Annotated in this window: 12 protein-coding genes; 7 read left to right on the forward strand and 5 right to left on the reverse strand. The window is 52.4% G+C overall.

Annotated features, from left to right (window positions below):
• Positions 1-76: 76 nt before the first annotated feature.
• Positions 77-979 carry a RimK family alpha-L-glutamate ligase gene (locus tag I0P70_RS01420; RefSeq protein WP_230391927.1) on the forward strand — a complete coding sequence of 301 codons (903 nt, stop codon included), beginning with the start codon at positions 77-79 and terminating at the stop codon, positions 977-979.
• Here I0P70_RS01420 and I0P70_RS01425 read toward each other — a convergent pair.
• A complete protein-coding gene (locus I0P70_RS01425) occupies positions 976-1,848 on the reverse strand; it encodes a universal stress protein (protein ID WP_196114423.1) in 873 nt (290 codons plus the stop codon). The genes I0P70_RS01420 and I0P70_RS01425 overlap by 4 nt on opposite strands.
• A gap of 173 nt (positions 1,849-2,021) precedes the next feature.
• Between I0P70_RS01425 and I0P70_RS01430 the strand changes: the two genes are divergently transcribed.
• Positions 2,022-4,736 carry a PQQ-like beta-propeller repeat protein gene (locus I0P70_RS01430; protein ID WP_196114424.1) on the forward strand — a complete coding sequence of 905 codons (2,715 nt, stop codon included), beginning with the start codon at positions 2,022-2,024 and terminating at the stop codon, positions 4,734-4,736.
• Positions 4,737-4,876: 140 nt separating this feature from the next.
• Here I0P70_RS01430 and corA read toward each other — a convergent pair whose 3' ends face one another.
• The 3 genes from corA to I0P70_RS01445 all read right to left on the reverse strand — a co-directional run bounded on the left by corA (position 4,877) and on the right by I0P70_RS01445 (position 7,700).
• Positions 4,877-6,004 carry a magnesium/cobalt transporter CorA gene (gene corA / locus I0P70_RS01435; protein ID WP_196114425.1) on the reverse strand — a complete coding sequence of 376 codons (1,128 nt, stop codon included), beginning with the start codon at positions 6,002-6,004 and terminating at the stop codon, positions 4,877-4,879.
• Between the two features lie 119 nt (positions 6,005-6,123).
• Entirely contained in the window at positions 6,124-6,720 is a 597-nt protein-coding gene (locus I0P70_RS01440) for a YigZ family protein (RefSeq protein WP_196114426.1), read from the reverse strand.
• A gap of 2 nt (positions 6,721-6,722) precedes the next feature.
• Positions 6,723-7,700, reverse strand: a complete 978-nt coding sequence (locus I0P70_RS01445) for a hypothetical protein (protein WP_196114427.1) — start codon at positions 7,698-7,700, stop codon at positions 6,723-6,725.
• Positions 7,701-7,768: 68 nt separating this feature from the next.
• On the opposite strand from I0P70_RS01445, the gene I0P70_RS01450 reads away from it, so the two are divergent.
• The 4 genes from I0P70_RS01450 to I0P70_RS01465 all read left to right on the forward strand — a co-directional run bounded on the left by I0P70_RS01450 (position 7,769) and on the right by I0P70_RS01465 (position 11,506).
• On the forward strand, positions 7,769-8,182 hold the full coding sequence (locus I0P70_RS01450) for an FdtA/QdtA family cupin domain-containing protein (RefSeq protein ID WP_196114428.1): 414 nt from the start codon (positions 7,769-7,771) through the stop codon (positions 8,180-8,182).
• A 12-nt stretch (positions 8,183-8,194) separates the two neighbouring features.
• On the forward strand, positions 8,195-9,316 hold the full coding sequence (locus I0P70_RS01455) for a DegT/DnrJ/EryC1/StrS aminotransferase family protein (protein WP_196114429.1): 1,122 nt from the start codon (positions 8,195-8,197) through the stop codon (positions 9,314-9,316).
• A complete protein-coding gene (locus tag I0P70_RS01460; protein ID WP_196114430.1) occupies positions 9,309-10,277 on the forward strand; it encodes a glycosyltransferase in 969 nt (322 codons plus the stop codon). The genes I0P70_RS01455 and I0P70_RS01460 overlap by 8 nt, the downstream gene beginning before the upstream one ends.
• 251 nt (positions 10,278-10,528) lie before the next feature.
• Positions 10,529-11,506 carry an acyl-ACP desaturase gene (locus I0P70_RS01465; RefSeq protein WP_196114431.1) on the forward strand — a complete coding sequence of 326 codons (978 nt, stop codon included), beginning with the start codon at positions 10,529-10,531 and terminating at the stop codon, positions 11,504-11,506.
• Between the two features lie 75 nt (positions 11,507-11,581).
• Here the strand turns inward: I0P70_RS01465 and I0P70_RS01470 are convergent, their stop codons facing one another.
• Positions 11,582-11,863 (reverse strand): DUF427 domain-containing protein, encoded by a 282-nt coding sequence (locus tag I0P70_RS01470; RefSeq protein WP_196114432.1) that lies wholly within the window; start codon positions 11,861-11,863, stop codon positions 11,582-11,584.
• A 156-nt stretch (positions 11,864-12,019) separates the two neighbouring features.
• Here I0P70_RS01470 and I0P70_RS01475 point away from each other — a divergent pair, with 156 nt between their 5' ends.
• Positions 12,020-13,120: a VWA domain-containing protein gene (locus tag I0P70_RS01475; protein ID WP_196114433.1), complete on the forward strand. Its 1,101-nt coding sequence runs from the start codon at positions 12,020-12,022 to the stop codon at positions 13,118-13,120.
• The last annotated feature ends 50 nt before the right edge of the window (positions 13,121-13,170 follow it).

The following is a 13,170-nucleotide window of genomic DNA, read 5'->3' on the forward strand; positions in this document are numbered from 1 at the left end:
AGTTTTCACTAATTGGAAATTTATTCTGTAGCTTCTGCGGGCTAGAAAGTATAATTTTGCGCAAATATCATTATTTATGTCATTACAACAAATAGCTTTGGTCACTTGTCAGAGCTTAGGCGATTATACTACCAATGCCGATAGCGAAGATGAGCGTCTGTACCGTTTTTTAGCGGAAAAAGGCCATGAAATTTCTTTTCAGGTATGGGATGATGAGCAGGTGGACTGGACTGCTTTCGACGCCATTATCATCAAATCGCCCTGGGATTACTTCGATAAAATAAATGCCTTCTATACCTGGCTTGACAAGCTGGAGGCAATGGGCTGCCCGGTGCTCAATCCCGTGAAGACACTGCGATGGAACGCTGACAAACAGTACTTTAAAGATATGCAGGCGCAAGGTGTTAAGATTGTGCCTACCGTGTGGTTGGAGCAGGGCAGTCGCTTTGATGCTGAGGCGGTATTCCAGGCGATCGGACGCGACAAGATCATCGTGAAACCAAGGGTAAGCGGTGCCGCCAAGAACACCATGGCCATCAGCAAGGCAGAGGTTGGCGCTTACACGGATCGTATCAATGCCCTGTTGCAGCATGAGCCATTCCTGGCACAGCCCTTTCTCGAGGAGATCAGAACACAGGGTGAGTGGTCCTTCCTTTTCTTTAACGGCAGGTATAGCCATGCTGTGCTCAAAACAGCCAAGTCAGGCGACTTCCGGGTACAGCACTTTTTCGGTGGCAGTGTACATACGCCTACGCCCCCGGCAGGTATGCTACAAACTGCCGCCACCATCGTGGAGCAGTTTGCACAAGACTGTCTGTACGCCCGCGTTGACGGGGTGGAGCTGAACGGCGAACTGGTGCTGATGGAGCTTGAACTGATCGAGCCTTTTCTTTTCCTGAGCACCAGCGAGGGCGCTTTGGATCGCTACTACCAGGCCTTGCAGCAATTGCTTGCCCAACCTGTGGAGGGTAGAGCCTAAACCCTGCTGTGGAACACCAGCACAGGCATGGGCGCATGCAGCACCATCTTTTTAGCCAGACTGGGATTAAACAGTGACTCAAACGTGCTGCGCTCCTGTGTGGTGAGGGCAAGCAGGTCGATGCCTTCGCTGCGGGCAAAGTCCTGCAGGGATTGTGCTACGTCGTCACCTTCGAGCAGGGCATAGCGGATGTCACTTTCAGGGGCTTGTTGCAGGTTCTGCTGCAGTTGCAACAACTTTTCGCGGTCCTCTTCCGGATCGTCTGAAATGTGCACGCAGTAGATCATGGGTTGCAGGTGGCTGAACAACTGCCGGATGCGGTCTATGTCGGTAACATCTGTCTTGCCGAAGTTCGTGGCGTAGAGAATGCGACTGGGTATAGCACCCTCGTAATGGCTGGGTACTGTCAGGATGGGTACATTGGTTTCCTCCATCACCTTGGTGGACACCGTGCCGAATACCGCACGGCCTATGCTGGACTCTCCTTTCGTACTCATCACCACCAGTGCGGGCCGGAAGCGCTCTGCCTGTTCCAGTATTTCCTCTTCCGGAAGGCCGTGTATAAAAGCCCGCTCCATTTGCAGGTTGCTACCCAGGCTGCGCGCTTTCGGGAGTAGCTCCCGGTACAGTTCTTCAAGCTGTTCCTGTGCCTCCAGTTCATTGCGATGCAACACGCGTTCTGCAATTTGATCGGATGGGCTGAGACCAGCGGCGCTGGCAGGTATGGGATCGCCATCGGCTAGGTAATCCTGGAAGCAGTGCAGCAGCAGGAGCTTAGCCCCAGGCACGCCGGCGGCAAGCTGCAGTGCGTAGTGGCAGGCTTTGGTAGAGCCCTCCGAAAAATCAACGGGTATAAGAATGCGATACATAGATGGCTGTGATGGGTTGGCCCATATATACGCACGCGCTGGTGGCCGGGTACACCTTCCATAGCCAAAATTGGATAAATCTGGATGTTTTATGTAAGGAATAGCACTGTAGCAGTTTGACTCGGGTGATTTCTAATTTTTTCGGTTAATTTGTAACCTCATACACCTTCGCTATGCCGCAACGCATTGTCTTTTACTTCATCGCATTTGTAGTGCTGGCCTCTCTGGTCTATTATGGCTTTAGCAGGTGGCAGGACTCCCGACTGAAGGTAGACCTTTGGACGCTGGTACCTGAGACGGCAGCTTTTGTGGTGGAGACAAATAACCACAGCGAGCTGAGAGAGCACCTGGAGGAAACCGCGCTATGGGAAAGTTTCTCGCTGCTTCCGGTGACGCAGCGCTTTCAGGAGAACATGGCCATGCTTGACAGTGTGGCCCCCGGCAACCAGCGCCTCGATCGTTTCCTGGACAAAAAGAACATACTCACCTCGATCCATGTGTTGGGTAAAACCGATGTGGAGTTTGTGTACTACATACCGGTAGTGTCGGTGGGGGAGCACCGCTTTCTGCGCACACTCACCGAAAATCTTGTCAAAAGTCCGACATTTACGGAGCAGAGTCGCGAGTACCAGGGCATGCTCCTGACCGACGTGAACAACACGCAGTTAGGCACCAGCTTCACCTACTTTTCTTATCACAACAACATCATTCTGAGTGCCTCGCCTGTGTTGGTAGAAGAGATCGTGCGCCGCATCAAGCGTGGAAAGCTGACCTCCATCGCCACTGATTACAAGAAGGTTAACTACCTGAGCCAGGCTGATGTGTATGCCAATGTATTTGTGAACTACCGTGCCCTGCCTGACCTGCTGGGACTCTTCGTGCAGGAAGACCTGATGCCGCAGGTGCGCTACCTGAGCAGCTTTTGCCGCAATGCCATGCTGGAGCTCAAGCTCGACCGGAACAAGCTTTTCCTAAACGGTTTCTCAAATCCAGAGACACTTGAAGGCTCTTTTCAGGCGCAACTACACCCTTCCAAACCACGCCCGCTCGAAATCAAGCTGCTGTTGCCGACCCGCACGGCCATGCTGATGCACTTTGGAGTAGGGGAGGTGGCACGTCTGCGCGATGGCAAAGCCCCCAAAGATGCGTATAGCCCCACCATCGATAGTCTGGCCCGGTCCTTTAATCAGGAGATCGCGCTGGCTTACATGGAGTCATACAACATGAACACGAGCCCCGACAAAATGGTCATTGCCCGCATGGAAAGTAGCGGCAAAACCGGGGCCCGCCTTCAGGCATTGGCACAACAGCTAAGCAAAGCACAAAACGAGAAGATCTATACCGAGCAATACGGCAACTATACCTTGCAACTGCTGGACCTGGAGGAGCTGCCCGCCCGTTTGTTTGGCAGCCTGTTCTCCGGCTTTGAACAGAGCTACGTGCTGCAGCTCGACAATTACATGATCTTCTCACCAGATATCGCCAGTCTGCGTGCGCTCATCGACGACATCAATGCAGGTGAGGTATGGGGGCGCTCGGTGGCACAAAAGTCTTTTCTGGAGGAAACGCTGCAGGAAGGTAACTTCAGTCTGTATCTGAACACTGTGAATGCCTGGTATATCCTGAACCGCTATGTGCAGGAGGAGAACCGTGAGGATCTGCTGCAGAACTCCAGCCTGATCAGGCGATTTAACCAGGTGAGTGTGCAGTTTGCCCGCGCCGAAAACCAGTATTATACCAGTGTGCTGTTCAGGAGGCAGGAGCGCAGTACCGACAGCGGGCAGGAGGGCTTTGAGGAGGAACTGACCATTCCGTTTGCAAGCCGCCTCATATCACCGCCTTATCCGATTCAGAACGCCATAGACCGCAGCCGTGAAGTGGTGGTGCAGGACTCTATGCAGGTGCTGCACAACATTACCTCCACTGGCAGTCGCGGCTGGACCGACTCCTTGCAAACTCAGGTGCGAGGCAGCCTGCAGCAGGTCGAGCTTGGCAACGACAAGCGACTGCGCTACGTTTTCGCGACTGCTACACGCATCCAAGCTATCGACAACCTGGGGCGTAATCTGGAGCACTTTCCTTTTAATGTGGGCGACACGCTTCGCCTGCAGCGCCTGGCCGTGTTCGATTTCGAGAAAAACCGTGACTACCGCTTTCTGGTGGATGACGCCCTGGGTAACCTGCACATGTTCGACACACGAGGCAATGCTATACCTGGCTGGCAGCCGCGTCGCATGGACTACCGTCTGGCCGCTACCCCACAGCATGTGCGGGTAGGAGGTCGCGATGTCATCCTGGTGTTGCTCGAAAACGGCTATGTGTACGCCCTGAACACCAAAGGTGAAACCTATCCGGGATTTCCCTTCAGTTTGCGGGTGCCTATCACATCAGAAGGCGTCATACGTGCCGGGGCTGACTTACGCCGCTCTGTAGTAACGGTAGTGACACGTTACGGAGAAGTAGTGGAATTCAACCTGCAGGGACAGGTGGTGAAGCGGGAGCAGCTGCCGCGCCCAAGCAAGAGTGCCATGTTCGACCTCGTGCCCGATGCCAGTGGCCGTTCCTACATCATCGTGCGTCAGGACCAGGGAAAAGTAGCTGCCTTCGACCAGGATCTGGAGGAGCTATTTGAGAAACGCTATGTGACCTCAACCCCGAAGATCGTGCAGTACTTCAACTTCGGGGGCGGCAACCAAGTATACGCCATCACCGAAACCGGCCCACAGAAAACATACCTATACGGTCCGGATGCCCGCCTGATAGGGGGCAGGTCGCTGGAAAGCAACCAAGCCGTGAGCATCCACTACAATGAGGTGGGCAATAACTACTCTGTGTACAAAGTGTTCCGCAACGAACTGCAGAAACTCAATTTTAAGCTGCCGAATTAGAACTGCTTAATCTCCCTTACAGTTCTACTAAGTAGATTCATTCTGCTTTATTTTGTCATCCTGTAAGGATCTTGGTAATCGAGGGTATAAGGCTGTTATTCAAGGGTTAGCTTTCAGGAATCGCAGGTATGAATTCTCACTTAAAAACTTTTAAACCAACCTTTCTTATAAAACAGGTATAGCTGTACCAGCACCAGCGTGGTCATTAGCGTCATCAGTATCGGGTAGCTATAGGGTTGGTATAATTCCGGCATGCTCAGTCGGAACACTTCCCCCGTTTCAGGGTCTTCGCGGGAGAAATTCATACCATATACCCCGGCGATAAAGCTCAGCGGGATAAAGATACTGGAGATGATCGTGAGTACTTTCATGATCTCATTCATGCGGTTGCTCACTGTAGACATATACAGCTCCACCAAACTCGTCGACATCTCCTTATGGCTGTCAATCAGGTCGATCAGCTGGATGGTGTGGTCATAAGCATCGCGGAAGTATACCTTCAGGTTGTCAGGTATAATGTCCTCGTCCATGCGCAGTAGTTCATTCATTTTGTCGCGCTCCGGCCAGGCGATACGGCGCAGCTTGATCAGCTCGTTCTTCAGATCGAGGATCTCCCGCAGGGTCTGCTTCGAAGGCTTATCCAGGATCTTCTGCTCCAGCTCTTCAATGTAAGTGCCGATGGCTCCCATAACCGGGAAGTAATAATCGAGCACCACGTCCAGGATGGCATATACCACATACATCGGTGGCCGCTGCCGGATGACGCCCTTGCCGACCCGGATGCGCTCACGGAGCGGGTCAAGACAATCATCGTAGTCACTCTGCAGGGTAAGCACATAGTTAGGACCTGAGAAAACCGAGAGCTGCACATCGTCCAGGGTATGGTACTCTTCCTTCCAGCGCAGCATGCGGGTGATGATGAAGAGGCGGTCGTCAAGTTCGTCTACCTTGGGGCGTTGGTAGTCATTGATCACGTCCTCCATCTGCAGCGAGTGTATGCCGAAGTCCTGCTTGAGCAGTTCCAGCATAGTCAGGTCGGCATAGCCCCGGATGTCGATCCAATGTGTGGCGTTGGGCTGGGACTGTACCTGCTGCAACAGTTCGGCATAAGAAACAAATTCCTGCTCTTTGAATAGCTGCTCGTTAAACGACATCAGGAAGTAGCGTGGGGCGTGCGATTCAGTAGGTATAAAGAGCGTACCCGGGCTGATGCCGAGCTTACGGTCAAGTATTTTGTGGCGGGAGCGTTGACGTTTTTTCTTAGCCATTGGGTTATTAGGGTGTACTGCAGCTGTACAAGTTAATAAAAATTAGGTTTTGCTTAGGGCAATTTTGCAGTTGGCGATGTAACTGGTTGTTGAGGGTAGAGCCCTCTTCAAATCCTGATTCAGACAGTCACAGTAACTCCTTCAATCCCCTCAAATTTACCCCGCACTTCTTCTTCCAGCTTCTTTCGTACCTCCAGGCTCATGCGGCAGTCGAGTTCAAATTGCTGGTCTTTCACGCCGAGTTCGTATTCTTTCACCAGACTCATCACGTCGTTCATCTGGGGGTAAGCGAAGTGTACCTGCAGCAACGTCGTTTCGTGCTTTTCAATGATCGTGGCGTTGTTGAGGGCTTCTGCAGTGGAGGTCTTGTAGGCGGTGATGAGGCCACTGACGCCGAGTTTGGTGCCCCCAAAGTAGCGTACCACTACTATGAGCACATTGCTCAGGTCAAAGGAGCGGATCTGGCCCAGGATGGGGTCGCCGGCGGAGTGGTTGGGCTCGCCGTCGTCGTTGGCGCGGTAGCGGTTCTTGTCGGCGCCCAGGCTGTAGGCATAGCAGTGATGGCGGGCATCGTAATACTGTTTGCGCAGGTCAGTGAGGACCTCCTTCACTTCCTCTTCCGAGTATACGGGGTAGGCTAAGGCGATAAACTTGCTGCCTTTCTCTTTGTAAAGGCCTTCAGAGGGAGCCTCGATGGTACGGTAGGTATCTTCCATAATTAAAACAGATTGGCGGCTAATTCCTGATACGAAAGCAGCACCAGTGCCAGCACTGCCAGTGACAGACCGAGGAGGTTGATCGCACTCAGCCGCTCCCCGAATATCATGACGGCTCCCAGTGCCCCCGCCATGATGATGCCCATGTTATTGACGGGGTAGAGGAAGGCACCATCGTTACCGAAGGCTGAGAGGGCCATAATCAGGAAAAAGATAGAGAAATAGTTGGGCACACCCAAGGCTATGCCTGCCCAGATGCTCTTAGCCCTGAATGAGGTACTGCCGGTGAAAAGTTGGTAGAGTAGCACCACCAAACCGAGTACAGCGGAGGCAGTGAAAGTCAGCATCGTGAACTGGCTTGCTTCGTGGGCCTGGAGGTGATACTCGTTTACGTAGTTGATAAGCGAATCGGCAAAGCCACTGCTCAGAAAAATGATGAACGGCAGCGCGAAGCTAAGCAAACGTGCGGAGGGTTTGCCTACCCCGGAGCCAGGGCGAACCGAGGAAAGCACAATCGCCACCAGCGCCAGGCCCATGCCCACATAGTTGACCTCCGAGTATTCCTTCACGCTATTTTGCAGCACCAGCAAGCTAAACAGCACCGGAATGACCAGCGAGATTTTAGCTGCCACGGAGGTCGCAGTTACACCCACTTTTTGGGTAGAGAGCGCAATCAGGTAGAAAGCCCCGATAAAAATTGCACCGAGCACCAGCGCATGCAGTGCCCAGGATTTCTGAAACACACCTGCCTGCAGCACATCAGTGCCTCCCGGAAAGGTAAGCCCAACCAGGATACAGACAACGTAATTGACAACGATGGCCTGAAACGTATGTACATTGAAGCGCTGGTAAAGCTTGAAAATAAACACGAGCGAAACGCCCGACAGCACACTCAGGATCAGGTATAGCATAGGTATAGCATCAAAGGCCTGCAACAGGACCTGATTTGCAAAAGTAACAGAAGCGCCAGCAAGCGCCAAGCCATGCCCCTTTTATAGGCACATTAACCGAAAATGTTTTAATTTGTGGCTGCACTAAATTTTTCCATTTGTCTGCCACGCCATACCTGATCCACTTAACCGAAACCGGTAACCAAGAGATAGGCTTTATCGCCTCTACACAGCTGGCTCAAAACATACCCTTTGAGATCAAGCGGGTGTTCTGGACTTACGGTACTCCGGCAGGTGTGCTGCGCGGGCAGCATGCCAACAAAGCCACTGAAGAGGTGCTGGTAGCCGTGACGGGAAGCATTACCGTGGAAACGGACAATGGGCGCAGCAAGGAGACCTTCGTGCTGGATAATCCGGCTACAGGGCTATACCTGCCGGCCATGTGCTGGACTGACCTGCACTTTGCCCCAGGCACCATAGCGGTCTGCCTGACTTCCACTGATTTCGAGGATTCCGACTACATCCGCGACTACGCCACTTTTAAGCGCCTGGCAGCACACCTGGCCCTGTAAAAGCCTATACCTATGTCTACAACCCAGGTCCCATATTTCGCTTTCCGTGACTACCCTGCAGGTATAGCCCAGCAGGTGGAGGAGGCACTGCTAGGCGCCTTGCTCAGTCAGCAGTACATTTTGGGCGAAGCGGTGGAGCAATTCGAAAGTGAGTTTGCGAGGTATGTGCAGGCGGGTATGACCATTGGCGTAGGCAATGGCTACGATGCCTTGGTGGTGGCTCTGAAAGCCGCAGGTATAGGCGCAGGCGACGAAGTGATCGTGCCGGCTAACACCTTTATCGCGACTGTGAATGCCGTGGTGCAGGTAGGCGCTATACCTGTGCTGGCCGAACCCGACCGCCATACCTGTAACCTGACTGCCGCAGAGGCCGCTGCGCATGTCACCTCCCGCACCAGAGCCGTCATACCCGTGCACCTCTACGGGCAGGCCTGCGAGATGGACGGCCTTATGGCATTGGCGCAACAGCATCAGCTGGTCCTGATCGAAGACTTTGCCCAGGCGCAGGGTGCCAGTTACAAAGGCCGTCCGGTTGGTGGCTTCGGCCGTGTCAGTGCCACCAGTTTTTACCCGACCAAAAACCTGGGAGCGCTGGGTGACGGTGGGGCAGTGGTTACTTCCGATCCTGAACTGGCTGCCTACGCCCACATGTACCGCAACTACGGACAACAGCAGAAATACCACAATCAAATCATAGGCATTAACTCCCGCCTCGACGCGCTGCAAGCGGCCGTGCTGTGTATCAAGCTGCAACACCTTGATGCAATGAACAGCGAGCGTCAACGGCTGGCACAGGTATACCTGACAGCACTGCAAGGTATAGGCGACCTGGTGCTGCCTGTCACAGCGACGGGCTGTACGCATGTCTACCACATCTTCAACATCCGCAGCAGGCAGCGTAAAGCCTTGCAGCTATACCTGTCAGCCCAAGGTATACAGACGGCCATACACTACCCGGTTCCCGTGCATTTGCAGGAGGCCTATACCTGGCTGGGGTATGGGACAGGAAACTTTCCGGTAGCAGAAGAACTCGCCGAAACAAGCCTGAGTCTGCCGCTTTTTCCGGGTATGGCGGAGGCTGAACAGGGGGCGGTAATTGCTAACATTCAGACTTTCTTTGAGCGCCATGGCTGATGCTACTGCACTTCCGCTGGTATCGGTCATTTGCCTGTGCTACAACCACGAGCGCTTCATCTCCGAGGCGCTGGATTCGGTGCTGGCCCAAACCTATCCTCATCTGGAGATCATCATCATGGACGATAGCAGCACCGACAACAGTGTGGCCGTCATCCAGGAATATGTCCGAAAATATCCGCAGCTCACCTTCATGAGCACAGGCACCAATCAGGGCAATACCAGGGCGTTCAATATGGCCTGGCGGGCCTCCAAAGGCGACTACATCATCGACTTTGCCACCGACGATGTCCTATTGCCCGAGCGTGTAGCGCAGCAGGTGGCAGCATTCAGAAAGCTGAACGAAACCTATGGGGTTGTTTATTCGGATGCAGAGTATATAGACGACAATGGCAGGCACGTACGCTTCCACTGCCAGCGCAACAAAGCCGGTGAAGTAATTTCCTTTGCGCCTTCCGGCGACATCTTTCAGCACCTGCTGAGCCGCTATTTTATCTGTCCGCCTACTATGATGATGAAGCGGCAGGTATTTGTAGACCTGCAGGGCTATGACGAAGCGCTGGCCTATGAGGACTTTGACTTCTGGGTGCGTTCTTCCCGCAGGTATAAGTACTTCTTTCTGGATGCCATCACGACCAGACGCCGCTTGCACGCCCAGTCGCTCTCGAAGCAATTGTATAAGCCGGGTGACAGGCAGCTGAACTCCACCGTGCTTGTCTGCGAGAAAGCGGCTAAACTGGTGCAAAATCCTGAAGAGCGTCAGGCGCTGAGCCGCCGCCTGCAGTACGAGGCACGCCATGCTTACCTGACCGGTCACTACCGGCAGGCGGAACAGTTTTTGGAGCTCCTGCGGCAGCACGCCGGACTAGGACCGGTTTACCATACCATTCATTTCCTTAGCAAACTTAAAGTAGACCTTCGCTTCATTAGAACGCTGTATCAGAAGCTTTTAAACCGCTGAAATTGCACTCTGTCAGGGACTTACTACATATTGGGGGTGAAAATGAAAACCGTTTTGTCTTTCTACGTAAGTAATAATTATCCCAGGCGTGTTTTGTGGTTTGTGCAACTGAAGAGCTGGCAGGTTGGAGTCTAAACACGCTTCCGAGTCCGATTTTCTTTTTTAGCAGTGCATGAACTTAATATGACGCTGCGGATTACTATTTTAGTATAAATGCCTATATTTGAAATTCAATCGCCTAAAACAACACCATGATTACAGCCATTGCCTCCCGTGTAGAAGTCATGAAATGGATGGAAGACTTTGTCCAAGAAAAGATGACAGAGTTCCTCAAGTCTGTTGAAGACAGTTGGCAGCCTGCTGATTTGCTGCCCGACGCCCGTATGGAAAATTTCTTTGAAGAAATTAAAAACCTGCAGGAGCGTGCCCGTGACCTGAGTTATGACCTGCTGGCCGTGCTGGTAGGAGATACCATTACAGAAGAAGCACTGCCAACTTATGAAAGCTGGCTGATGTCTATCAAGGATGTGCCAAGCAACGAGGATAGCCCTTGGATGAAGTGGAACCGCGCCTGGACTGCCGAAGAAAACCGTCATGGCGACCTGCTGAATAAGTACCTATACCTGACCGGTCGCATCAACATGCGTGAGATGGAGGCGTCCACGCAGTACCTGATCGCCGATGGTTTTGACCTTCAGACAGATAATGACCCTTACCGTGCCTTTGTCTATACCTCTTTTCAGGAAACAGCTACTAACCTGTCGCACCGCCGCGTAGCCCAGATTGCCAAGAAACAGGGCGATGGCATGCTGGCAAAGCTTTGCGGCTATGTAGCTTCTGATGAGGCCCGTCACGCCAAGGCGTACAAGGCTTTTGTAGGCAAAATATTTGAAGCCGATCCGAATGAGATGATGCTGGCCTTTGAAGACATGATGCGCAAGAAAATTGTAATGCCTGCGCACTACATGCGTGAGTTGGGTGTGGACATGGGCAAAACCTTCGGCCACTTCACCGATGCTGCTCAGCGTATCAATGTATACACGGCGCTTGACTATACGGATATTCTGAAAGACCTCGTGAAAGAGTGGAAGCTTGAAACAGTGACTGGTCTGAACGACGCTGGTGAGCGTGCCCGCGATTACGTGATCGCCTTGCCAGATCGCCTGCGTAGAGTAGCTGAGCGTATGAGATCGCCACAACTAGAGTATAAGTTCCGCTGGATCGACTAATCCTGTGTGATAGAATTATAAAAGAGCGGGGCCTGTCAGTTTTCTGACAGGCCCCGCTCTTTTTATGGGCATTAGTTAGTCTTTTAGTTCGACAACGTCTGTAAAGGCAATGTAGCTTCGTACTTCTTCTGCCTTCTTTTCGGGGTTTGTATACGACCAGGCTGCATCAAGTTCAACCTCTCCGTTTACTTTTACATGGTAAAAAGAAGCCTCGCCCATACCTTCCTGTGTAGTATGCGTTCTGCTTTCTTCCAGGTACTGATGATTCACTTCGTTTGGTGGGAAATAATGCTTGCCGCCCACCTTAACGGTTCGCTCGCTTTCTGCGATTACGATATCGTTGAATATTGCTTTCATTGTGATTTAATTTGGTTAGTATCTGTATATAAGGTACTCTCGCATGCGGCTTATTGTTACTACACCTGTGCTTATGTGATATTGTACGTATAAGAAGCGGTGCGCAAGAACATTCACCTGTGCAGCGTTGTTAGGTTATAAATCAGGAGAGAGCATATGAGTATAGGGTATAGATTTGCAGAGTACATACCACCGCAGGATGATAAGCAGGGCTTCGAGTCGCTGCTTAAGATCTTTCTGCAGCTGGTGATGATCACTTCCGGTGATGTGGCCGAGGCGCTGTCGTGGCTAAGTTCGCTGGACAAGCAGTACGGCCTGACGGGCGATGAGTATGGCATTGGCGACTTCATCGAAGACCTCAAGAAAAACGGGTACATCGATGAGAACCCACAGGAGGAGGGTGTGCTGAAACTCACGGCAAAGAGTGAGCAGAACATCCGGAAAAGTGCGCTGGAAGAAATCTTTGGCAAGCTGAAGAAAGGCGGCAAGGGAAGCCACGCCACACCGCAGACAGGTATAGGCGACGAGGCCAGCACAGACCGCCGCGAATACCGCTTCGGCGATGCGATCGAGCAGATCTCCATGACGGACTCGATCCGTAACGCCCAGATCAACCACGGCCTCTCTGACTTCCGGTTGACTGAGCAGGACCTCGAGATAATGGAGACAGAGCACAAAACGCAGTCTGCAACGGTGCTGATGATTGACATCTCACATTCAATGATTTTGTATGGGGAAGACCGCATTACACCCGCCAAAAAGGTGGCCATGGCGCTTGCCGAACTGGTGAAGCAGAAGTATCCGAAAGACACGCTGGATGTGATCGTGTTTGGCAACGACGCCTGGCAGATCGAGATCAAGGACCTGCCATACCTGGAAGTGGGCCCCTACCATACCAACACCGTAGCCGGGCTCGAGTTGGCCATGGATATCCTGCGGAAGCGCAAGACGCCGAACAAGCAGATCTTCATGATCACGGACGGCAAACCGACCTGCCTGAAAGAAGGATTGCATTACTACAAAAACAGTTTCGGCCTGGATCGCAAAGTGGTGAACAAGACACTGAACCTGGCTGCAGCCTGCCGTCGCATTAAGATCCCAATCACCACTTTTATGATTGCGTCGGACCCATACCTACAGCAATTCGTAGACGAGTTTACCAAAGTGAACAACGGCCAGGCCTACTACAGCTCGCTGAAAGGCTTAGGGCACTTGGTGTTCCGGGATTACGGTCGTAACCGAAAGAAAAGCTTTTAAAGTTTGAGAGTTTAGGAGTTTAAGAATTTGAGAATTAAAGATCTTAATAC

The organism is Pontibacter sp. FD36 (assembly GCF_015686655.1).
Lineage (GTDB): Bacteria > Bacteroidota > Bacteroidia > Cytophagales > Hymenobacteraceae > Pontibacter.